This window comes from Pseudomonas taiwanensis (assembly GCF_013393345.1).
GTDB classification, from domain to species: Bacteria; Pseudomonadota; Gammaproteobacteria; order Pseudomonadales; family Pseudomonadaceae; genus Metapseudomonas; species Metapseudomonas resinovorans_C.
This window is the reverse complement of record NZ_QJRF01000060.1, coordinates 36,707-58,012: the sequence shown is the minus strand read 5'-3', so window position 1 is coordinate 58,012 and position 21,306 is coordinate 36,707. Positions and strand designations below refer to the sequence as shown.

19 protein-coding genes are annotated in these 21,306 nt (G+C 65.7%); 17 read left to right on the top strand and 2 right to left on the bottom strand.

Features of this window, described 5'->3' with window-relative positions:
- The first annotated feature begins 160 nt into the window (after nt 1-160).
- The 4 genes from DM872_RS13415 (at nt 161) to DM872_RS13400 (ending at nt 3,972) form a co-directional block, all read left to right on the top strand.
- On the top strand, nt 161-964 hold the full coding sequence (locus DM872_RS13415; protein WP_179059956.1) for an alpha/beta fold hydrolase: 804 nt from the start codon (nt 161-163) through the stop codon (nt 962-964).
- Nucleotides 961-1,824: an alpha/beta fold hydrolase gene (locus DM872_RS13410; RefSeq protein ID WP_179059955.1), complete on the top strand. Its 864-nt coding sequence runs from the start codon at nt 961-963 to the stop codon at nt 1,822-1,824. Before DM872_RS13415 ends, DM872_RS13410 begins: the two co-directional genes overlap by 4 nt.
- Before the next feature lie 168 nt (nt 1,825-1,992).
- The gene (locus tag DM872_RS13405) at nt 1,993-2,796 is read left to right on the top strand and encodes a DUF4892 domain-containing protein (protein ID WP_179059954.1); all 804 of its coding nucleotides are present in this window, start codon (nt 1,993-1,995) and stop codon (nt 2,794-2,796) included.
- A 90-nt stretch (nt 2,797-2,886) separates the two neighbouring features.
- Complete coding sequence (locus DM872_RS13400; RefSeq protein WP_179059953.1) at nt 2,887-3,972, top strand: AI-2E family transporter; 1,086 nt, start codon at nt 2,887-2,889, stop codon at nt 3,970-3,972.
- Between the two features lie 240 nt (nt 3,973-4,212).
- Here DM872_RS13400 and DM872_RS13395 read toward each other — a convergent pair whose 3' ends face one another.
- Nucleotides 4,213-5,415 carry a GGDEF domain-containing protein gene (locus DM872_RS13395; RefSeq protein WP_179060130.1) on the bottom strand — a complete coding sequence of 401 codons (1,203 nt, stop codon included), beginning with the start codon at nt 5,413-5,415 and terminating at the stop codon, nt 4,213-4,215.
- Between the two features lie 370 nt (nt 5,416-5,785).
- Between DM872_RS13395 and kdpF the strand changes: the two genes are divergently transcribed.
- The 7 genes from kdpF to glsB all read left to right on the top strand — a co-directional run bounded on the left by kdpF (nt 5,786) and on the right by glsB (nt 14,677).
- Nucleotides 5,786-5,875: a K(+)-transporting ATPase subunit F gene (kdpF, locus tag DM872_RS13390; protein ID WP_036996920.1), complete on the top strand. Its 90-nt coding sequence runs from the start codon at nt 5,786-5,788 to the stop codon at nt 5,873-5,875.
- A gap of 8 nt (nt 5,876-5,883) precedes the next feature.
- The gene (kdpA, locus tag DM872_RS13385) at nt 5,884-7,584 is read left to right on the top strand and encodes a potassium-transporting ATPase subunit KdpA (RefSeq protein WP_179059952.1); all 1,701 of its coding nucleotides are present in this window, start codon (nt 5,884-5,886) and stop codon (nt 7,582-7,584) included.
- Between the two features lie 12 nt (nt 7,585-7,596).
- Nucleotides 7,597-9,651: a potassium-transporting ATPase subunit KdpB gene (gene kdpB / locus DM872_RS13380; protein ID WP_179059951.1), complete on the top strand. Its 2,055-nt coding sequence runs from the start codon at nt 7,597-7,599 to the stop codon at nt 9,649-9,651.
- A 75-nt stretch (nt 9,652-9,726) separates the two neighbouring features.
- Nucleotides 9,727-10,278: a potassium-transporting ATPase subunit KdpC gene (kdpC, locus tag DM872_RS13375; RefSeq protein ID WP_179059950.1), complete on the top strand. Its 552-nt coding sequence runs from the start codon at nt 9,727-9,729 to the stop codon at nt 10,276-10,278.
- The gene (locus DM872_RS13370) at nt 10,275-12,923 is read left to right on the top strand and encodes a sensor histidine kinase (protein ID WP_179059949.1); all 2,649 of its coding nucleotides are present in this window, start codon (nt 10,275-10,277) and stop codon (nt 12,921-12,923) included. Before kdpC ends, DM872_RS13370 begins: the two co-directional genes overlap by 4 nt.
- Nucleotides 12,924-12,995: 72 nt before the next feature.
- On the top strand, nt 12,996-13,688 hold the full coding sequence (locus tag DM872_RS13365) for a response regulator (protein ID WP_179059948.1): 693 nt from the start codon (nt 12,996-12,998) through the stop codon (nt 13,686-13,688).
- An 80-nt stretch (nt 13,689-13,768) separates the two neighbouring features.
- Complete coding sequence (gene glsB, locus DM872_RS13360) at nt 13,769-14,677, top strand: glutaminase B (protein WP_179059947.1); 909 nt, start codon at nt 13,769-13,771, stop codon at nt 14,675-14,677.
- A 131-nt stretch (nt 14,678-14,808) separates the two neighbouring features.
- Here the strand turns inward: glsB and DM872_RS13355 are convergent, their stop codons facing one another.
- On the bottom strand, nt 14,809-15,834 hold the full coding sequence (locus tag DM872_RS13355) for a patatin-like phospholipase family protein (RefSeq protein WP_179059946.1): 1,026 nt from the start codon (nt 15,832-15,834) through the stop codon (nt 14,809-14,811).
- Between the two features lie 151 nt (nt 15,835-15,985).
- On the opposite strand from DM872_RS13355, the gene DM872_RS13350 reads away from it, so the two are divergent.
- The 6 genes from DM872_RS13350 to DM872_RS13325 all read left to right on the top strand — a co-directional run bounded on the left by DM872_RS13350 (nt 15,986) and on the right by DM872_RS13325 (nt 21,199).
- Complete coding sequence (locus DM872_RS13350; protein WP_179059945.1) at nt 15,986-16,264, top strand: hypothetical protein; 279 nt, start codon at nt 15,986-15,988, stop codon at nt 16,262-16,264.
- A gap of 160 nt (nt 16,265-16,424) precedes the next feature.
- Nucleotides 16,425-17,894: a flavin-containing monooxygenase gene (locus tag DM872_RS13345; RefSeq protein WP_179059944.1), complete on the top strand. Its 1,470-nt coding sequence runs from the start codon at nt 16,425-16,427 to the stop codon at nt 17,892-17,894.
- On the top strand, nt 17,878-18,816 hold the full coding sequence (locus DM872_RS13340; protein ID WP_179059943.1) for an alpha/beta hydrolase: 939 nt from the start codon (nt 17,878-17,880) through the stop codon (nt 18,814-18,816). Before DM872_RS13345 ends, DM872_RS13340 begins: the two co-directional genes overlap by 17 nt.
- 1 nt (nt 18,817) lies before the next feature.
- Nucleotides 18,818-19,579, top strand: coding sequence for an SDR family oxidoreductase (locus DM872_RS13335; protein WP_179059942.1), 762 nt, complete (start codon nt 18,818-18,820; stop codon nt 19,577-19,579).
- 399 nt (nt 19,580-19,978) lie between these two features.
- The gene (locus DM872_RS13330) at nt 19,979-20,320 is read left to right on the top strand and encodes a ribonuclease E inhibitor RraB (protein WP_179059941.1); all 342 of its coding nucleotides are present in this window, start codon (nt 19,979-19,981) and stop codon (nt 20,318-20,320) included.
- 171 nt (nt 20,321-20,491) lie between these two features.
- Nucleotides 20,492-21,199 (top strand): type 1 glutamine amidotransferase, encoded by a 708-nt coding sequence (locus DM872_RS13325; protein WP_179059940.1) that lies wholly within the window; start codon nt 20,492-20,494, stop codon nt 21,197-21,199.
- Nucleotides 21,200-21,306: the final 107 nt, after the last annotated feature.

Here is a 21,306-nt window from a genome sequence, read left to right as displayed (position 1 = left end):
GTGGATCACGCTTCATCGATCCACCGGACTCGGGGCCGGTGATGGGCAGCTGTCGCCACCCGGTCTTTGGCAATAGCGCCATCATCACTGGCGGTTACAGTCATTGCCGTGCGAGCGGGGCTGCCGGAAAATCCCGGCATTCTCCGACGAGCCGGATGCCATGCAGACCATCTTCTTCGCCCATGCCAACGGCTTTCCTTCGGCCACCTACGGCAAGCTCTTCGCCGCCCTGGCCCCGAATTTCCGGGTCGAACACCTGGAACAACACGGCCATGACCCGCGTTTCCCGGTGAACGACAACTGGGAAAACCTGGTGGACGAACTCATCCACCACCTGGAAGCGCGCGGCGAGCCGATCTGGGGCCTGGGTCATTCCCTGGGCGGTGTGCTGCACTTTCACGCGGCCCTGCGCCGGCCGGAACTCTATCGCGGCGTGGTGATGCTCGACTCGCCCGTGCTGACCCTGGCCGACCGTATCGTCATCCGCGCGGCCAAGCGCTTTGGCTTCATCGACCGCATTACGCCGGCGGGCCGCACCCTCGGTCGCCGCGAGGAGTTCGGTGACTTCAGCGAGGCCCGCGACTACTTCGCCGGCAAGACCCTGTTCCGCCGCTTCGATCCGGATTGCCTGGATGCCTACGTCCAGCACGGTCTGGCGCGGCAGGGCGAGTCGCTGCGGCTGAAGTTCGACGCCGCCACCGAGATCAGCATCTACCGCAGCGTGCCCCACCGCACTCCCGGTCGCCCGCAACAGCTCCAGGTGCCCGTGGCGTTGGTCCGTGGGCGGCACAGCAAGGTGGTGATGCCGCACCATGCACGACTGGTGAAGCGTGTGCCGCAGGGCGAATACCTGTCGCTGCCCGGCGGGCACATGTTCCCGCTGGAGCGCCCACAGGAAACCGCTGAACTGCTCAAATCCGTTTTCGGCCGCTGGGACGGTCGTCGCCAGGAGGCCAGTGCATGACTGCCCAGGTCGAAGAAATCCGCCTCAACCTGCCCCATATCGAACTGTCCGCGCACCTCTACGGTCCGGAGGATGGCCAGCCAGTGATCGCGCTGCATGGCTGGCTGGACAATGCCAACACCTACGCCCGGCTGGCGCCGCGGCTGCAGGGGCTGCGCATCGTCGCGCTGGATTTCGCCGGTCACGGACTGTCGGCCCATCGTGCGCCAGGGGCGAGCTATCTGTTGTGGGATTACGCCGCCGATGTGTTGCTGGTGGCCGAGCAACTGGGGTGGGAGCGCTTCTCGCTGCTCGGGCACTCCATGGGCGCCATCGTCTCGGTGATGTTGGCCGGGGCCATGCCCGAGCGGGTCGAGCGCCTGGCCCTGATCGATGGCCTGATGCCGTACACGGGCGAAGCCGAGCAGGCTCCGGTCAAGCTGGGAGAGGCGCTGCGCGCGCAACTGGCGCTGGTGGGCAAACGCAAGCCGGTCTACGCCGCCATCGATCGTGCTGTTGAGGCACGCATGCGCGGCACGGGCGGAGTCAGCCGCGAGGCTGCCGAACTGCTTGCTGAGCGGGGTTTGATGCCGGTACCCGGTGGCTACACCTGGCGCACCGACAACCGCCTCACCCTGCCGTCTCCACTGCGCCTGACCCGAGCCCACGCACTGGCCTTCGCCCAGGCGGTGAAGTGTCCGGCCATGCTGGTGCTCGCCGAGGAAGGCCTGCTGCATGTGGAACCGAAGTTCGCCAGCCTTCTGGATCAGTTGCCCTTTGCGGTGCATCGCCTTCCCGGCAAGCATCACCTGCACCTGGATGACGAGGCCGGCGCCCAGGCCGTAGCAGACTGTTTCAATCCCTTCTTCGCCATTCCTTGACTTGCACGGGCCAAGCGGGAAGGCTGGCCGCTTTTGAGCAGGGAGCAGTGGGATGGTCAACCGGCCTGGAACCACAGCAAGGCGCGGCATGATCCGTGGCGAGCAGCAGGAAAAGGTCGGAAAGCTGGTCCAGACTGCTCACTCCGGGACATATCGATAAGGATGCGCATGCGCCTCACCCTTCTTGCCGGCCTTCTGCTGGCAGCATCCGCGCAGGCAGCCGACCTGCCTGACAGCCATGACCTGGCGGCATTGCCGCGTTTCCCCCATGCCGAGATCACCGATTTCCGCGAGAACCCGGACCAGGAACGGGTCTATCCGCAAAGCTCCATCCGCCGCATCAGCAACCAGTTGCGCATGGAGCGCAAGATCGATGCGGAGGGTCGCCAGACTTCCGTGACCTACCGCTTGCCCACCGATCACAGTTCCTTCGACGCTTTCGACCGCGCCCGCCGCGACCTGTTGGAAGACGGTGCCGAGCTGCTCTACTGGTGCCAGGGCCGCGATTGCGGTTCCAGCAGCCTGTGGGCCAACGCCATCTTCGGCAACTCCAAGCTGTACGGCCCCGACGAGCAGCAGGCCTACCTTCTGTTGCGCCTGGCCGCACCGCGCCAGGACAGCCTGCTCGCCCTCTACAGCATTACCCGGGGTAACCGTCGAGCCTATCTGCATGCCGAGCAACTGGACGCGAACGCCCCCTTGGGCGAGTTGCTGCCAACCCCCGATACCCTGATGCGTGAGCTGAAGAGCAGCGGCGAGCTCCACCTGGCCCGCCTGCCGGAGCAACCCTCGGATGCCTGGGCGACCCTGCTTTCGCGCTGCCTGAACCTGGATAGCACGCTGCGGATCAGCCTGGCCGGCGCGGGGGCCGAAGCCTGGCGCGAGGCGCTGGTGGGGCAGGGCGTGCGCGCCGCGCGCCTGGAGCTGGGTGAGGGCAAGGAGCCCGGGCTGCATCTGAATCTTCTGCGCTGAGTATCAGTCTCTATGCTTGTTCCTGCTGGCTGTTAGAAGCGTAACGGCAGGCACGGCCTTTTCTTTTTGTTTCGCCGGAGTGATTCAGGGATGTTGAACAACGATCGCCTATTGGTGCAGATCCTTCTGCTTGCCCTGCTCGGTGCCAGCCTCTGGGTGCTTGCGCCCTTTGTCTCCGCGCTGTTCTGGGCCGCCGTGCTGGCCTTTGCCAGCTGGCCGCTGATGCGCTTGCTGAGCAACTTGCTGAATGGACGCGAATCCGCCGCTGCGGCGCTGCTCACCGCCGGCTGGATGATATTGGTGGCGCTGCCGCTGGTGTGGCTGCTGGGCAACCTGGCCGAGCATGTGCGCGACGCCACCGAACTGGTGAAAAACGTTCAGATGGAAGGCTTGCCGCCGCCTCCGGAATGGCTGCACCAGGTGCCACTGATAGGGGAGCGCCTGGTGCGCGCCTGGCACTCCATCGACGCCCAGGGCGCCGCATTCTTCGCCAGCCTCAGGCCCTACATGGGACAGGCCGGCAACTGGATTCTTGCACGCAGTGCACAGATCGGCGGCGGCATGGTCGAACTGGTGCTGAGCCTGGTGCTGGTGTTCTTCTTCTACCGCGATGGCCCACGCATGGCGCTGTTCGTCGAGCGTGGCCTGGAACGGCTCATCGGTGATCGTGCGGAACACTACCTGGCGCTGGTGGCCGGTACCGTGCAACGCGTGGTCAACGGCGTGATCGGCACTGCCGCTGCCCAGGCTGTGCTGGCGCTGATCGGCTTCTGGATCGCCGGTGTCCCCGGTGCACTGGTGCTGGCCATCGTCACCTTCGCCCTCAGTCTGATCCCCATGGGCCCACCGCTGGTGTGGGTGCCGGCCACCGCCTGGCTGGCCTGGCATGGTGAGTATGGTTACGCGGTGTTCCTCGGCATCTGGGGCATGTTCATCATCAGCGGCGTGGACAACGTGCTGAAGCCCTATCTCATCAGCCGTGGCGGCAACCTGCCGCTGGTGGTGGTGCTGCTGGGCGTATTCGGCGGCATCCTCGCATTCGGCTTCATGGGCCTGTTCCTCGGCCCAACACTGCTGGCGGTCGCCTACAGCCTGATCTCCGACTGGATCGGCGAATCACAACCGCAGGTGGTTGTTTCCACCGACAACCTGGAAAAGGAAAACCGGCCATCCTGAGGCATGGGACGTCGGGGCAACCTTGTATTGCCAGAATCGCCCATCCCTGTAGGAGCTAGCTTGCTAGCGAAAAGGGGCCATTCGCTGGCAAGCCAGCTCCTACGGGCCTGAGTCGCGCCGCCCAGCCGTCCGGGAGCCTTGTAGGAGCTAGCTTGCTAGCGAAAAAGGGGCCATTCGCTGGCAAGCCAGCTCCTACGGGCCTGAGTCGTGCCGCCCAGCCGTCCGGGAGCCCTGTAGGAGCTAGCTTGCTAGCGAAGAGTGGCCATTCGCTGGCAAGCCAGCTCCTACGCCCGTCGAGGAGCGATCCACCAGTCGAATGCTGTCGCGTCCGCCGCGTTTGGATTCGTAGAGTGCGGCGTCGCCTTGCTCGATCAGCGCCGCCAGGCTGGCCGGGGGCTGATCGAAGAGGCTGGCGCCGATGCTCAGGGTGACCGCCTCGGGCGTGTCGAAGGTGCGGGATGCCATTGCATGGAACTGCGCCCGCAGTTGGGTGCCCAGGTCCAGGATGTGTTCACGTGAGGCGTGGCTCAGCAGCACGACGAACTCGTCACCACCCAGCCGGGCCGCCAGCGCGCGCTCTGGCAGCAGTGAGCGGATCATTTCGCTGAGCGCCACCAGCAAACGGTCGCCTGCACCATGGCCATGCAGATCGTTGACCAGTTTGAAGTTGTCGATATCGATCAGCATCAAGGCCCCCGGCCGGGTGCCGCAGACCTCTTCCAGCAGGCGCGGTGCGCGGGCTTCGAGGGCGCGGCGGTTGTAGAGGGCGGTCAGCGGGTCACGTGCGGCCAGCCGGGCTATGCGTTTTTCCCGTCGATGGCGTTCGGTTCCGGTCATCGACAGGGCGATGAGCATGATCGCCATTGCGCCTTCGACCAGCGAAATCTGAATGATCTCGCCACGGAAGGCCGCGAGATCCACCAGCGTGCCGGGAACGACCGCCGTCAGGGACTTGGCCAGGTAGAAGAGACCGTGGGCCAGCAGGACGTAGCGCAGCTGCACCGCGCCTACGCTGAGCGACTTGCCGTGAGGACGCAGTAGGGCGCTGGCCCTGAGCGCCAGCAGGGCGACCAGCAGCGAGTTGGCCAGGAACATGATCTTCGACCACAACGGTCCATCCGGCAGCAGCAACAGGGCCGCCCAGGCGACGAAGATCAGGTACCAGGCCCGCGACAGCCGTGTCCCGGTGAAGCGCGCGACCCCCAGCAAGAACAGCCAGTGGGCGATCACCAGCAGGCCGTTGGCGAACCAGATCCCGATGAACAGCAGGCCGTTGCCACGCAGCAGGGCCAGTGTCGAGCCGACGGTGATGGTGGCGAAGCCAGCGCTCCAGAACAGTAGCGAGGGTTCACGAATGCTGCGCCATTCGACTGCCAGGTAAAGGGCAGCCGCCGCCGCAAGGGCGATGGAAAGAGTCAGCATCGTGGGCGGATCGAGCGGCATATCCGAATGGGTTGCGTGGCGGCTGAAGGCCATGATTGTAAGCGCTCGAGGCGACATTCGCAGCGCCCGTCAAGTGATCATGGGTTCACTGCTGTGCAAGTTGGCGAAACCGGTTGTATCGGCTGGCTGACGCAGGCACGCAAGCTGATCCCGTAGGGTGGGCTTCAGCCCACCACCACAGGTCCGCGTGGGCTAAAACTCTTGGCGAATGAATTCGCCCCTACAGGATGAGGTACGCAGCCATCCCGCGCGCGGTGTTCAACTTTACGCATTCTTGATGCCCCTCGGCGCCTCCGAGTCTCGTTCCTTTACGCCCTCCGTTCCGACAATGGCTCCACGGCGGCACAGACCGCATCTAGGAGCACAAGCAATGAGCATTCTCGACGGGGTGTCCCTGGTCCTGGCCATGGGACTTTTCATCTATCTGCTGGTGGCGCTGCTGCGCGCCGAGCGCGGCTAGGAGGCCACATGCAACTTCAGGACATCGGTCTCATCCTGGCCTTTTTCGCACTGGTGCTGGCGCCGGCCCCCTTCCTCGGGCGCTTCTATTACCGGGTGATGGAAGGACAACGCACCTTCCTGACCCCGGTGTTCGCGCCCGTGGAGCGTCTCTGCTACCGCATCGCCGGCGTCAATGCCGAACGTGAACAGGACTGGAAGGGCTACTGCGTGGCCCTGCTGGCCTTCAACCTGGCGGGTTTCGGTCTGCTGTTCGCCATCCTCATGCTGCAAGGCGCGCTGCCGCTGAATCCGCAGAAGCTGCCCGGCCTGGAATGGAGCCTGGCGTTCAATACGGCGGTGAGCTTCGTCACCAACACCAACTGGCAGGCCTATAGCGGAGAAGCGGCACTGAGCTACTTCAGCCAGATGGTCGGCCTGGGCGTGCAGAACTTCGTCAGCGCCGCCGTGGGCCTCTGCGTGCTGGTGGTGTTCGCCCGTGGCATCAGCCGCCGTAGCACCGACCGGCTGGGCAACTTCTGGGTCGACCTGACCCGCGGCACCCTCTACGGCTTGCTGCCACTGTGCCTGGTGCTGGCGCTGTTCCTGGTCTGGCAGGGCGTTCCGCAGACCTTCCTCGACTACGCCCACGCGGTGACCCTGCAAGGCGCTGACCAGAGCATCCCGCTCGGCCCAGCGGCGAGCCAGATCGCCATCAAGCAGCTCGGCACCAACGGCGGCGGCTTCTTCGGTGTCAACTCGGCGCACCCGTTCGAGAACCCCACCGCCTGGAGCAACCTGCTGGAGATGGCTTCGATCATCCTGATCCCGGCAGCCCTGGTGTTCACCTTCGGCCACTACGTCAAGGACCTGCGCCAGAGCCGCGCACTGCTGGCTTGCATGCTGGTGCTGTTCGTCATCGGCCTCGGCGTGACCCTCTACAGCGAGTACCAGCCGAACCCGGCCCTGGCCGCATTGCCCATCGAGCAGACCGGCTCCCTGGAAGGCAAGGAAAGCCGCTTCGGCATCACCGCCTCGGCGCTCTGGGCGGTGACCACCACGGCCGCGTCCAACGGCTCGGTGAACGCCATGCACGACAGCTTCAGTGCCCTGGGCGGGATGATCCCCATGTTCAACATGATGCTCGGCGAGATCGTCTTCGGCGGCGTCGGTGCGGGGCTCTACGGGATGCTGCTGTTCGTGCTGATCGCGGTGTTCCTCGCCGGCCTGATGATTGGCCGCACGCCCGAATACCTCGGCAAGAAGCTGGAAGCCCGCGAAGTGCGCCTGCTGGTGGCGACCCTGCTGGTGATGCCGGTAGGTGTGCTGGTGTTCTGCGGCCTGGCCATCAGCCTCGACGGCCCGGCGGCGTCCATCACCAACCCTGGCGCCCACGGCTTCAGCCAGGCCCTCTACGCCTACACCTCGGGCACCGCCAACAACGGTTCGGCCTTTGCTGGCTTCGGCGCCAACACGCCGTTCCACAACGTACTGATCGGGCTGGCGATGATCCTCGGCCGCTTCGGCTACATCCTCCTGGTACTGGCCATCGCCGGCAGCCTGGCGATGAAGAAGCGCGCACCCGTCGGCGCCAACAGCTTCCCCACCCATGGTCCGCTGTTCGTCACCCTGCTGACCCTGACCATCCTGTTGGTGGGTGGCCTGACCTTCCTTCCAGCACTGGCTCTCGGGCCGATCGCTGAACACCTTGCGCTGATCCAGGGCTTCTAACGGAGAACCATGATGAATGCCCCCATTCAGGCGCTTAAAAGCAGCGCCAAGCAGCATCCCAAGACCTCCTTCGCCGCGCTGTGGAAGCCGGCGTTGCGTCAGGCTTTCGTCAAGCTCGATCCGCGCCAGCTGGTGCGTTCGCCGGTGATACTGGTGGTCGAACTGACGGCCGTACTGACCACCGTCCTCTGCTTCATCCCCAACCCGGCGGTGAGCACTGGACTTGCCGTGCAGATCGCCCTCTGGCTGTGGTTCACCGTGCTCTTCGCCAACTTCGCCGAAGCCCTGGCCGAAGGCCGTGGCAAGGCCCGCGCGGACAGCCTGCGCGCCGGCAGCCAGGGCCTGACGGCACGTCGCCGCAAGGCCAATGGGCAGTTCGAAACCGTTCCCGCCGCCGCCCTGCGCCGTGGCGACGTGGTGCGGGTCGAGGCGGGTGAGCTGATTCCGGGTGACGGTGAGGTGATCGAAGGGATTGCCGCCGTCAACGAAGCGGCCATCACGGGTGAGTCGGCGCCGGTGATCCGTGAATCCGGTGGCGACCGTTCCGCCGTCACCGGCAACACCCGCATCGTGTCCGACTGGCTGCTGGTGAAGATCACCGCCAACCCGGGCGAATCCACCCTGGACCGGATGATCGCCCTGGTGGAAGGCGCCACGCGCCAGAAGACCCCGAACGAAGTGGCGCTGGACATCCTGCTGATCGGTCTGACCCTGATCTTCCTGCTGGTGGTGGCCACCCTGCAGCCTTTCGCCCGCTTCGCCGGTGGCGACCTGCCGCTGGTGTACCTGGTGGCGTTGCTGGTGACGCTGATCCCCACCACCATCGGTGGTCTGCTGTCCGCCATCGGCATCGCCGGCATGGACCGCCTGGTACGCCTGAATGTGATCGCCAAGTCCGGTCGTGCGGTGGAGGCTGCCGGTGACGTGCATGTGCTGCTGCTGGACAAGACCGGCACCATCACCTTCGGCAACCGCCGCTGCAGCGCGATGATCAAAGCGCCCGGCGTGGCCGGCAAGGAGCTCTCCGACGCCGCGCTGCTGGCTTCCCTGGCCGACGAGACGCCTGAGGGCAAGTCCATCGTCGAATACCTGCGCGCACTGCACTCCATGAAGGAGCCCGCCCGCGACGAGATCACCGCCATCCCGTTTACTGCGGAAACCCGGCTCTCCGGTGCCGATTGGGCCGGTCGCAGCTACCGCAAGGGTGCGGTGGACGCGGTGCTCGACTGGGTCAACATCACCCGTGCAGAGGTTCCGGTACCGCTGGCCCGCGAGATCGAGAAGATCGCCCAGAGCGGTGGCACCCCGTTGCTGGTGGCCTCCGATGGCAAGCTGCTGGGCGCCATCCACCTGAAGGACGTGGTCAAGCCCGGCATCCGCGATCGCTTCGCCGAACTGCGGCAGATGGGTATCCGCACCGTGATGGTAACCGGCGACAACCCGCTGACCGCCGCCGCCATCGCCGCCGAGGCCGGCGTGGACGACGTGATCGCCGAAGCCACGCCGGAGAAGAAGCTGGCGCGGATTCGCCAGGAGCAGGGCGAGGGCAAGATGGTCGCCATGTGCGGTGACGGCGCCAACGACGCCCCGGCGCTGGCCCAGGCCGACGTTGGCCTGGCCATGAACGACGGCACCCAGGCCGCCCGCGAGGCCGCCAACCTGGTGGACCTGGATTCCGACCCGACCAAGCTGCTCGACGTGGTGCAGGTGGGTAAGGAACTGCTGGTCACCCGTGGTGCCCTGACCACCTTCTCGGTGGCCAACGACGTGGCCAAGTACTTCGCCATCCTTCCGGCACTGTTCGCCGGCATCTACCCGCAGCTCGGCGTGCTCAACGTGATGCAACTGGCCAGCCCGCAGAGCGCGATCCTTTCGGCCATCGTGTTCAACGCACTGATCATCATCGGCCTCATTCCCCTGGCCCTGCGTGGGGTCCGGGTGCAGGCCAGCGATGCCGCCAGCCTGCTGCGCCGCAACCTGCTGATCTACGGCCTGGGCGGCATTGTCGCGCCCTTCATCGGCATCAAGGTGATCGACGTCCTGCTCAACGCAGTGGGACTGGTGTGAGTGAAACCCTCTCCCGCCCGCGGGGGAGGGGGCGATCGCGCCACACGAACTTAGATTTCCCGAGAGGAACTGAATATGCTTAGCCAACTCCGCCCAGCCCTGAGCCTTCTGGCCCTGATGACCCTGATCACTGGCGTCGCCTATCCGCTGACCGTCACCGGCATCGCCCAACTGGCCTTCCCCGAGCAGGCCAACGGCAGCCTGGTGCGGGACGCCAAGGGCGAGGTGCGCGGTAGCAGCCTGCTGGCGCAGAACTTTGACGGTCCGCAGTGGTTCCAGTCGCGCCCCTCGGCCGCCGGCTTCGCCACTGTGGCCAGCGGTGCCAGCAACCTGGCACCGAGCAATCCGGCCCTGGCCGAGCGCATCAATAAAGACGCGCATCGCCTGGCCACCGAGGGTCACGGCAAGGTGCCCATGGCGCTGGTGACCACCTCGGGTAGCGGCCTGGACCCGCACCTTCCGCCGAATGCCGCGCGCTTCCAGATTCCGCGCATCGCAGCCGAACGTGGCCTGCCGGCCGAGACCCTGGAGCGCCTGGTGGAGCAGAACACCGAACAGCCCCTGTTGGGCCCCGAGGTGGTCAACGTGCTCGCCCTGAACACCGCGTTGAATGAGATGACCCGATGAGTGATGCGCAGCGCGCCGACGCGCTTCTGGCCGACATCCCCCGCGACGGGCGTGGCCGCCTGAAGGTTTTCCTCGGCGCCGCCCCCGGCGTGGGCAAGACCTACGCCATGCTCCAGGCCGCCCAGGCGCAACTGCGCCAGGGCGTCGACCTGCGCGCGGGCGTGGTGGAAACCCACGGCCGCGCGGAAACCGAGGCCATGCTCGCCGGGCTGCCGCAACAACCGCTGCGGCACTTCGACTACCGCGGCATGGCGCTCACCGAGATGGACCTCGACGGCATCCTCGCTCACCCGCCGCGACTGGTGCTGGTGGACGAACTGGCCCATACCAACGCCCCTGGCAGCCGTCACGCCAAGCGCTGGCAGGACGTGCAGGAACTGCTCGACGCGGGCATAGACGTTTACACCACGGTCAACGTCCAGCACCTGGAAGCCCTCAACGACCAGGTGCATGACATCACTGGCGTGCAGGTCCGCGAGACCTTGCCCGACTGGGTCCTGCAGGAGGCTGACGAAATCCTCCTGGTCGACCTGCCGCCGCGCGAACTGCTGGAGCGTCTGCGCGAAGGCAAGGTCTACGTGCCCGAGCAGGCCCGTGCCGCCATCGACGCCTTCTTCTCCCAGACCAATCTCACCGCGCTGCGCGAACTGGCCATGCAGACCGCCGCCGCGCGGGTGGATGCCGACCTCAACCGGCGCTACCGCCAGCGCGGCCTGGAAGCGCCCGCCGTGCGCGGCCGGTTGCTGGTGGGCATCGATGGCGACCACCAGGCCGAGCGCCTGGTGCGTCATGCCAGCCGCGTCGCCGAGCGGCGTCACCTGCCCTGGTCGGTGGTGCACGTGGATACCGGCGGCGCCCGCTCCGAAGAGGTGCGCGCGCGCCTGCAGGGTGCGCAGCAACTGGCCGAACGCCTGGGTGGCGAAGTGGTGACCCTGCGCGCCGAGTCCGTTGCCAAGGCGCTGGTGCAGCATGCCGACGAGCGCCGCGCCAGCCTGTTGCTGGTCGGGCGCAGCCGTCGACGCCTACGTCGTCGCCTGCTCGGCCGCGGCCTCGCGGAGCGCCTGCTGAATCTTGCCGAGGGGCTGGAAGTCAGCGTGCTGGACACCGAGGCCGACCGCCGTCCGCCCAGTCCACGCGCCAGCCATCCTTCGCGCATGCTGGATTACGGTCTGGCGGTACTCGCCGCCCTGGCCGCCAGCGGATTGGCCTGGGTGGTGTCCCATAGCCTGGAGCTACCGAATATCTCCCTGGTGTTCCTCGCTGCGGTATTGCTGGTGGCGGTGCGCAGCAGCCTGGGGCCGGCGCTGCTTTGCGCCGGGTTGTCGTTCCTGGCCTACGACTTCCTGTTCATCCCGCCGACGTTTTCGCTGACCATCGCCCGCCAGGAAGACGTGCTGACGTTGCTCTTCTTCCTGTTGATGGCCGGCCTCACCGGCAACCTGGCCTCGCGCCAGCGCCGCCAGTTCGATGCCCTGCGCGACACGCAGTCGGAGACCACCGTGCTGCTCGACCTTTCGCGCAAGCTCACCGCCGCCACCGACCGCCAGGCGGTGCTGAATGTCGCCCTGCAGCAGTTCGGTGACTGGTCGGATGTGGAGGTCTGCCTGCTGTCCCGGGGGCGGGATGGTGTCTGGAAAGTGGAGGCCGGCGTGCAGCGCCTGCTGGCCGACCAGGAGCGTGCTGCAGCCGAATGGTCCTGGCAGCACCACCAACCGGCAGGCCTCGGCACCGACACCCTGCCCGGTGGGCGCTGGTGGTGGTTGCCTCTGTCGGGCGAGGAAGGACCGCTGGTGCTGCTGGGCATCAGTCCGCGCGACGAAGCTCCACTGCCGGCGGGCCGGCGTCGGCTGATCGCCGCCCTTGGCCAGCCCCTGGCCCAGGCCATGGCGCGTGCACAGTTGGCGGAAGAGCTTGAGGCCGCACGCTTGCACGGCGAAACCGAACAATTGCGTAGCGCCTTGCTGGCATCGGTTTCCCACGACCTGCGCACGCCGCTCACGGCCATGCGCGGCTCCATCGACAGCCTGCTGGCCCTGGGTGAAGCCATTCCCCTGGAGGATCGCCGGGAGTTGCTGGAGGGCACCCGCGACGAAGCCGAGCGCCTCGATCGCTACATCCAGAACCTGCTGGACATGACTCGACTCGGCCATGGCGGTCTCAAGCTCGCCCGCGACTGGGTGGCGCCGGTGGACATCGTCGCCAGCGCCCTGCAGCGCCTGCGCCCGGTGCTGGCACCCTTGCAGGTGGAAACCCGGGTGCCGGAGCAGTTGCCACTGCTCTATGTACACGCCGCTCTGATCGAGCAGGCGCTGGTCAACGTGCTGGAGAACGCTGCGCGTTTCTCGCCCAGCCAGGGGCAACTGCGAGTCGCGGTCGAGGCCGACGACGCCGAGCTGCGCTTCTCCGTCAGTGACCAGGGGCCAGGTATCCCACCGGATGAGCGCGACAGGATCTTCGATATGTTCTATACCGCTGCCCGAGGTGATCGGGGCGGGCAGGGCACCGGCCTGGGATTGGCGATCTGCCTGGGCATGGTCGGCGCCCACGGCGGCCGTGTGACCGTGGGCGATGGCCTGGACGGCCGCGGCGCGACCCTGACCCTCCACCTGCCGCTGCATCCGCAGCCGCAGTTGGAGGAAGAATGAGTACGGCGCGGAGTGTGTCGTACCCACAACAGAAAAGCAGTCCGCATTGGCAATGGAAACGATGAATCTCGAATGAGTACCAACCAGCCGACCATCCTGGTCATCGACGACGAAGCACAGATCCGCAAGTTCCTGCGCATCAGCCTGACCGCCCAGGGCTATCGGGTGCTGGAGGGCGCCAATGGCCGCGAAGGGCTGGAGCAGGCGGCATTGGCCAGGCCCGACATGGTGGTGCTCGACCTCGGCCTGCCGGACATGGACGGCCAGGATGTGCTGCGTGAACTGCGCGAATGGTCCCAGGTTCCGGTACTGGTGCTTTCGGTGCGCGCCAGCGAGGGCGAAAAGGTGCTGGCCCTGGACCGTGGCGCCAATGACTACGTGACCAAGCCCTTTGGTATCCAGGAGTTCCTCGCCCGCGTGCGCGTGCTGTTGCGCCAGGCCGGGCCGGGCGAACAGCCGGAGGCCAGCGTTGCCAGCGGTCCGTTGCGACTCGACTTCGCCTATCGCCGGGTGACCCTCGACGGCGAGGAAGTGGGGCTGACCCGCAAGGAGTACGCGGTGCTCGCGCAACTGGCGCGTCACCTCGGCCGGGTGGTCACCCAGCAGCAATTGCTCAAGGACATCTGGGGCCCGACCCACGTGGAGGACACCCATTACCTGCGGGTGGTGGTGGGGCATCTGCGGCAGAAGCTCGGTGACGACCCGGCCAATCCGCGATTCATCGTCACCGAGGCCGGCGTCGGCTATCGCTTGCGCGAAGCCTGAGCACCCGTGTGCCGTCCTGGTCACGGCACGCGTCCAGAGCTGCATGAGCGCGCTGACGCTCCCACAATGGAAGGACCGGCATGCAGCAGCTGTTGAACGAAATCCTCGACGAAGTCCGCCCCCTGATCGGCCAGGGCAAGGTCGCCAGTTACATCCCCGCGCTCTCCTGTGTCAGCGCGGACCAGCTCGGCATCGCCGTCTACAGCAACGATGGCGAGCTGTTCTACGCAGGCGACGGCCTGACGCCTTTCTCCATCCAGAGCATCTCCAAGGTCTTCAGCCTGGTGCAGGCGATCCAGCATTCCGGCGAGGGCATCTGGGAGCGACTGGGGCACGAGCCTTCTGGTCAGCCGTTCAACTCCCTGGTGCAGCTGGAGTTCGAGCGTGGCGTTCCGCGCAACCCCTTCATCAACGCCGGCGCCCTGGTGATCTGCGATATCAACGAATCGCGCTTCGCCGCGCCGTCGCTGTCGATGCGCGATTTCGTCCGGCGCCTGTCCGGCAACCCACGCGTGGTGTCGGACGAAGTGGTGGCGCGTTCCGAGTACCAGCATCGCGCACGCAATGCCGCCATGGCTTATCTGATGCAATCCTTCGGCAACTTCCACAACGACGTGGAAGCTGTGCTGCACAGCTACTTCCACCATTGCGCCATCCGCATGAGCTGCGCGGACCTGGCCCTGGCTTTCAGCTTTCTCGCCAACAACGGCGTCAGTCCGCACAGCGGCGAGGAGGTGCTTACCCCGCGCCAGACCAAGCAGTTGAACGCCATCATGGCCACCAGCGGCCTCTACGACGAAGCCGGCAACTTCGCCTACCGCGTCGGCCTGCCGGGCAAGAGCGGGGTAGGGGGCGGGATAGTCGCGGTGGTGCCGGGGCGCTTCACCGTCTGCGTCTGGTCGCCGGAGCTGAACGAAGCCGGCAACTCCCTGGTGGGCATGGCGGCGCTGGAAAAATTGTCCGAGCGGATTGGTTGGTCGATTTTCTGAGGGCGGACTACAGAATCTGTGGGGGCGAATTCATTCGCTAACCGGACCGAAGGTTCGGCGTTCTGAACCTCTTGGGGCAGCTGCGCTGCCCTCAGCGAATGAATTCGCCCCCACAAGGTCTATGCCGCCCCTCAATTCCCCTGCTCGTACCGCTCCAGTGTTTCACGGGCGATCTGCCGGCCCAGCTGGATCAGCTCCGGCGCCTTGTAGAACTCGAAGAAGCGGCACACGCGCTTGGGCACGTTGATCAGGATGTCCGGCGGGTAGCCGGCGATCTTGTATTGCGCGAGCGAGGTCTGCATCACCTCGAAACTCTGGTTCACCAGATCCAGCAGCGACGCCGGACCGACGCTGGCGATCACATGGGAGCCGCTGGCGGACTTGGGGGCGCCTGCGACTTCCGGTGCGGCCGCCGGTTGCTGCATTTGCGGCGCGGCATCTTCCAGCCAGGGATTGCCGCCGGGCAGGCTTTCCGGATCGAGTAGCATCAGCTCCTGATCGCCGCCGCGCTTGCGGAAGGGCAGGCGCGAGCTGAGGGATTCCATCAGCAGGTCGATGCGGCCCTTGATGGCGTCGGGTCGCTCGATCACCGGCAGTTGGTACTCGCGCTGGGTGGTGGCGTTGAGGTTGACGGCGATGATCAGGTCGCAGTGGCTGGACACCACCGGCACGATCGGCAGCGGATTGAGCAGGCCGCCGTCCACCAGCATGCGGCTGCCCTGGACCACCGGGGTGAACAGGCTGGGGATGGCGGCCGAGGCGCGCATGGCCTGGTGCAGGCAGCCTTCCTGGAACCAGATTTCCTGCTGGTTGGTGAGGTCGGTGGCGACTGCCGTGTAGGGAATCGACAAGTCTTCGATGTTGATCTCGCCGACGATCTCGCGAATGCGCCCGAAGACCTTTTCGCCGCGAATGGCGCCCAGGCGAAAGCTCACGTCGAGCAGGCGCAGCACATCCAGGTAATCCAGGCTTTCGGTCCAGTCACGGTAGTGGTGCAGCTTGCCGGCGGCGTATATGCCACCGACCACGGCGCCCATGGAGCAGCCGGCGATGCAGGCGATCTCGTAGCCGCGTGCCTCGATTTCCTCGATCACGCCGATGTGCGCATAGCCGCGCGCACCTCCCGAACCCAGCACCAATGCCACGCGCTTGCTCATTCGCAATTCCCCCGACAATAGTGCTTCGACAATACGCGGGTGGCAGGGCCGTCGCTACCTGCCTAGCCGTCCACGGAGTTGAATCTTTCGGGTACCTAACGGCCTGGCGAAACACTAGACTTTGTCGATCTTCACCATTGGAGTTTCGTTCATGAAAGCTTGGATCAGCGTACCTTTGATTGCCCTGTTGCTCGTCGGTTGCGCCGGCAATACGGTCCACCGCAGCAGCTGTGCATCGGAGCTCGATGCGGCCTGGCAGGAACTGGACCTGGCCAAAGCCGAAGGGTTCTCCGGCACCGTGAGCTACTCCAAGGCGCTGAGCCTGCTGACCGCAGCCAAGACCCAACAGCAATTCGAGGCGTTCGAGGGCTGCACCAACAAGGCCGAGAAGGCCCGCTTCTACATCCGCGAGTCGCGCGCCGGTCGCTGAGCCGGTCTGGAATTCTTCCTTCCGAAAAGCCATTGCCGAGCGAATGATCGCGGTCGGCAATGGTACATCTGTCCCAATTTCCCACTTCCACGGCTCGCAGTGTCATTCCCGTCCGGGCAAAGGCGGACTAGCATCTCCCGGCACGGAACGGGAGATAACAATGCACAACAATTCCCAGCGGTCGGCACCCTTGCATGTGCTGATCATCGGCGCCGGTTTCGGTGGCCTGGGCCTGGCCATCCAGTTGCAGAAGGCCGGCATCGACGACTTCCTGATCCTGGAGAAGGGCAGCGAGGTCGGCGGCACCTGGCGTGACAACAGTTACCCCGGCGCAGCCTGCGATGTCCCTTCGCACCTGTATTCCTTTTCCTTTGAGCCCAAGACCGACTGGTCGCGCAAGTTCGCCCCTCAGGCGGAGATTTTCGCCTATCAACAGCATTGCGCTGACAAGTACGGCCTGCGCCGGCACATCCGCTTCGAGTGCGAAGTGGAGGGCGCCGAGTTCGATGAGCCCAGCGGCACCTGGCAAGTACGGACCCGGCAGGGCGAAAGCTTTCGTGCCAGGGCGCTGGTCAGTGCCTGTGGCCAGCTGAATCGCCCGGCCTGGCCGCGCATTAGCGGGCTGGATGGCTTCAAGGGAGAACTGTTCCATTCGGCCGGCTGGAACCATGACTACGCGCTGGAAGGTAAGCGTGTGGCGGTGATCGGCACGGGAGCCAGCGCCATCCAGTTCGTCCCGCAGATCGCTCCGAAGGTGGCGCGGCTGTCGCTGTTCCAGCGCTCGGCGGCCTACGTCATTCCCAAGCCGGATCGTGCCTACCGCTCCTGGGAAGTGGCGCTGATGCGACGCCTGCCAGGGCTGCAGAAGTTCGACCGCATGCTCAAGTACATCCAGCACGAATCGCGGGTGCTGGCGTTCTCGGTGTTCCCGCCGTTGATGAAGCTGATGCAGTTCCGCTTCCGCCAGCATCTGGCACGGGGAATCGCCGACCCGGCGTTACGCCAGCGGCTGGTGCCGGACTATCCGCTGGGCTGCAAGCGCATCCTGATTTCCAACGACTTCTACCCGGCCCTGGCGCGGGCGAACGTGGAGGTGGTCGACTGCGGTATCCGCGAAGTGACGGCGGATGCCGTGGTGAGCAGCGATGGCCGGCGCCATGAGGTGGACGCCATCATCCTCGGCACCGGCTTCACCGCCACCGACTTCCTAGCGCCGATGAGCATTCGCGGGCTCGGCGGGCGTGACCTGAACGAGGCGTGGCGCCAGGGTGCCGAGGCCTATCTCGGGGTCAGCGTCAGCGGTTTCCCGAACCTCTTCATCCTCTACGGACCCAATACCAACCTGGGCCACAACTCCATCATCTACATGCTGGAAAGCCAGTTCCCCTACGTGCTGGACGGCATACGGGCACTGGTCGACCTGCGCTACCTCGACCTCAAGCCCGAGGTGCAACGCCATTTCAACCAGCGCCTGCAACAGGACGTGCGCCATACCGTCTGGGAGCAGGGCTGCAACAGTTGGTACAAGACCGCTGACGGCCGCAACACCAACAACTGGCCGGGTTTCACCTTCAGCTACCGCCAAAAGACCCGTCGCCTGGAGTTGGATCTCTATGAATGCACCCGTTGAATTCACTGCCCCCGAACCTGGCCAGCCGCTGCTGCGCGCGACCCTGCGCGGCGCTCTGCGCCTGCTGTTCCGTGGCCTGATGCGGCCGCCGCTGCCCGTCCAGATGCAGCGGCTGGTACTGCGGTTGCTCACTGCCAGCACCCTGGCGCCAAGGGGCGTGTTGCGCGAGGCCGGGCAGTTGGGCGGCCGACCCTGCGAATGGCATCGGCCCCAGGGGGGCAGCCATGTGGTGCTGCTCTACCTGCATGGTGGTGCGTTCATCACCGGCTCGCCGGCTACGCACCGGGCCATCACCGCGAGCCTCGCCAGGCGCGCGGGAGTGGCGGTGTGCGCCCAGGATTACCGCCTGGCGCCGGAACACCCTTTCCCGGCCGCCAGGGAAGACGCCGTGACCGCCTACCGTGAGTTGCTGGATGCCGGCTACCCCGCTTCTCGCATCGTCATCGGCGGCGATTCGGCGGGCGGCAACCTGACCCTGCTCACCGCACTGGAGATTCGTCGTCAGGGCCTGCCCCGGCCGGCGGGGTTGATCTGCTTCTCACCGGTCACCGACCTCAGCGGCACGGCCCAGCACAATCCGCCGGCGGGCGACCCGCTGATCCACCCGGCCTGGGTGGAGCAGGCGATGGACCTCTATTGTCCGCCCGGGCTGGATCGACGTGATCCGGCCCTGTCGCCGCTGTTCGCCGATCTTTCCGGACTGTCGCCGATGCTGGTGCAGGTGGCCGAGGACGAAGTCCTGCGCGACGACAGCCTGCGCCTGGCCGAGCGGGTCCGTGCGGCCGGTGGCTGGGTGCGACTGGAGCGCTATCCGGGTCTCTGGCATGTGTTCCAGGCCCATACCGGCGTGCTGCGTACCGCCGACCAGGCACTGGCCAGCGCCGCCGACTTCATCTGCCGGCATGTGGAGGAGGAGGCCTGAGATGGACAACATCCTGATTACTGGCGCCGCCTCGGGTATCGGCGCGGCGACCGCCCGCCTGTTTCACGAGCGCGGCTGGCAGGTCGGGTTGATCGACCGCGACGCCGACGCACTGTCCACCCAGGCGGCAGCACTGGGTGGCGTCTGGAACCGGACGCTGGACGTGACTGACCTGGCCGCCGTGGAGGCAGCCCTGGCGGACTTCTGCGGGCGTCACGACGGCCAGCTGCGCCTGCTGTTCAACTGCGCAGGCGTATTGCGCTTCGGCAACTTCGAGGAAATCGACATGGCCGAGCATGCGCGCATCCTCAACATCAACGTGCTGGGGCTGGTGCAGGTGACCCATGCGGCCTTTCCCTACCTCAAGGCAACCCGTGGCGCGCAGGTGATCAGCATGGGCTCGGCCTCCGGCGTGTACGGCACGCCGCACATGGCCAGTTACTCGGCCTCCAAGTTCGCGGTGCGCGGCTTCACCGAAGCGCTGGAGCTCGAATGGCGTCGCCACGGCATCCGGGTCGGCGACCTGATGCCGCCGTTCGTGCGAACGCCCATGGTCAGCAGCCAGCGCTTCGAGCCGCCGGTGCTGCGTCGTCTCGGGGTGAAGCTGAACGCCGAGGACATCGCCCAGGCCGCCTGGCAGCAAGCGCATGGCGCGACGGTGCATCGGCCGGTGAGCTGGCTGTTCCGCCTGATGTACGGTGCCGGGCAGGTTTCACCGGCCTGGGTGAACCGGGGGATCATGAAACTGCTGAGCGGCGCATGAACCCGTAGGAGCGAACTTGCTCGCGAACAGCCCCAGCGCCACATTTCGCGAGCAGAGCTCGCTCCTACAAGCGCCACCCCTGGGGCGCTTGGCTGAAAAATGGCCAATTTGTTGGCGAATCAGGCGTGAGCGCCGCCTGTCGCCACTTTTGTGACAATTTGTCCAGCTTTCCGGCAGACCCGCTGCGGTGGCGCTACCCTGCAAAATGAAAGCTGAAAGATCACTCCACGAGTGAATCAGTGGCTGGGTCCGCGCGGGACCCGGTCAGGGTTTGGCGCTGTGTCTGCAGGGCCAGCCCGGGGGCGGCACCGCATGGTGTCGCGGAGCCCATTCCAGCGGCTTCTCGAAGATAAGCGGTAAGAGCGGAACACTCATCCATCGCTAAGAGGAGGTCGTTTCATGAGCACAGCCTTCCACGATGATGTCAGCACCAGTCTGTTGCGCCGCATGAAAGAGGGTGGATTCGATTTCGCTCGTGTTCACCCAATCGAGTTCTATGCCATTTTCCCCGATGAGGACCGGGCGCGAACGGCAGCGAGGAATTTCCGTGGTGAGTCATTGAATGCTCAGGTATCGGTGCGCGCCGATGGCGCCTGGCACTTGCAGGTGAGCAAAGTGATGTACGCGACCCACGCGGGAATCGGTGATTTCGAGCACGACCTGGAGGCCCTGGTGGTCCCACTCGGAGGTGTGCTCGATGGCTGGGGCGTGACTCAGGAAGTCAACGTCAACCGACCTTGAAGCTCTCCCGGTTCGTGGCGGCCCGCCTGCCGCGAACCGGGCATTCCGGACAATTTCCCGGCTGCTTTTGCTTCCCCCCTCTGGCTCGGGTATTCCCAGCAAAAACATAGACTTCCTTTACTCGACCCCGGCATGGCCTTTGCCTCAGACTCCGTCAACGGAGGGGACCCCATGACCGACATCCTGATTCTTACCCACGCGGATTTTTGCCCACCCGGCCATCTGGCCACTGTCCTGGACCGTGAGCAACGCGACTTCACCGTATTGCGCACGGACCTGGGCGAACTGGAAGGCCACGACCTCGACCGACCCAAGGCGGTCGCCATCATGGGCGGTCCCATGAGCGTCAACGACCCGCTGCCCTGGATCGGGGCGGAGATCGCTGCCTTGCGGCACTTCATCGCTCGCGATGTGCCCATGATCGGCCACTGCCTGGGCGGCCAGTTGCTGGCCCGCGCACTGGACGCGTCGGTGCATCGCATGCCCTACACCGAGATCGGCTGGCAGCCGCTGGAAAAGCGTGCCCTGGCCACTGACAGCCCCTGGATGGCCCACCTGCCGCAGGAGTTCTCGATCTACCAGTGGCACAGCGACACCTTCGACCTGCCGGAAGGCGCCCAATGGTTGATGGACAGCCCCTGGTGCCCCAACCAGGGCTTCTCCTGGGGCGACAAGGTCCTGGCCCTGCAGGGCCATCCGGAGATGACCGAGGACCTGGTGAAGGGCTGGCTGACCGACTGGGCGCACCTGCTCGACGAAACCCAGGCCAGCCAGCAAGCCCGGGCGCGCATGCTCGAAGCCCTGCCAAGCAAGGTCGCGGCGCTGAACCAGGTGGCGGAAGGGTTCTATCGCCGCTGGTTGAATCTGGCGTTTGGCTAACGCCCAGTCGCGGGCTTTTCTGTGGGGGCGAATTCATTCGCTAACCGGACCGAAGGTTCGGCCATCGAGATTCCTAGGGGGCAGCTGCGCTGCCCTTAGCGAATGAA

Coding starts and splice junctions, on each gene's coding strand:
- DM872_RS13415 (WP_179059956.1), top strand. CDS start 161: ATGCAGACCATCTTCTTCGCCCATGCCAACGGCTTTCCTTCGGCCACC.
- DM872_RS13410 (WP_179059955.1), top strand. CDS start 961: ATGACTGCCCAGGTCGAAGAAATCCGCCTCAACCTGCCCCATATCGAA.
- DM872_RS13405 (WP_179059954.1), top strand. CDS start 1,993: ATGCGCCTCACCCTTCTTGCCGGCCTTCTGCTGGCAGCATCCGCGCAG.
- DM872_RS13400 (WP_179059953.1), top strand. CDS start 2,887: ATGTTGAACAACGATCGCCTATTGGTGCAGATCCTTCTGCTTGCCCTG.
- DM872_RS13395 (WP_179060130.1), bottom strand. CDS start 5,415: ATGCCGCTCGATCCGCCCACGATGCTGACTCTTTCCATCGCCCTTGCG.
- kdpF (WP_036996920.1), top strand. CDS start 5,786: ATGAGCATTCTCGACGGGGTGTCCCTGGTCCTGGCCATGGGACTTTTC.
- kdpA (WP_179059952.1), top strand. CDS start 5,884: ATGCAACTTCAGGACATCGGTCTCATCCTGGCCTTTTTCGCACTGGTG.
- kdpB (WP_179059951.1), top strand. CDS start 7,597: ATGAATGCCCCCATTCAGGCGCTTAAAAGCAGCGCCAAGCAGCATCCC.
- kdpC (WP_179059950.1), top strand. CDS start 9,727: ATGCTTAGCCAACTCCGCCCAGCCCTGAGCCTTCTGGCCCTGATGACC.
- DM872_RS13370 (WP_179059949.1), top strand. CDS start 10,275: ATGAGTGATGCGCAGCGCGCCGACGCGCTTCTGGCCGACATCCCCCGC.
- DM872_RS13365 (WP_179059948.1), top strand. CDS start 12,996: ATGAGTACCAACCAGCCGACCATCCTGGTCATCGACGACGAAGCACAG.
- glsB (WP_179059947.1), top strand. CDS start 13,769: ATGCAGCAGCTGTTGAACGAAATCCTCGACGAAGTCCGCCCCCTGATC.
- DM872_RS13355 (WP_179059946.1), bottom strand. CDS start 15,834: ATGAGCAAGCGCGTGGCATTGGTGCTGGGTTCGGGAGGTGCGCGCGGC.
- DM872_RS13350 (WP_179059945.1), top strand. CDS start 15,986: ATGAAAGCTTGGATCAGCGTACCTTTGATTGCCCTGTTGCTCGTCGGT.
- DM872_RS13345 (WP_179059944.1), top strand. CDS start 16,425: ATGCACAACAATTCCCAGCGGTCGGCACCCTTGCATGTGCTGATCATC.
- DM872_RS13340 (WP_179059943.1), top strand. CDS start 17,878: ATGAATGCACCCGTTGAATTCACTGCCCCCGAACCTGGCCAGCCGCTG.
- DM872_RS13335 (WP_179059942.1), top strand. CDS start 18,818: ATGGACAACATCCTGATTACTGGCGCCGCCTCGGGTATCGGCGCGGCG.
- DM872_RS13330 (WP_179059941.1), top strand. CDS start 19,979: ATGAGCACAGCCTTCCACGATGATGTCAGCACCAGTCTGTTGCGCCGC.
- DM872_RS13325 (WP_179059940.1), top strand. CDS start 20,492: ATGACCGACATCCTGATTCTTACCCACGCGGATTTTTGCCCACCCGGC.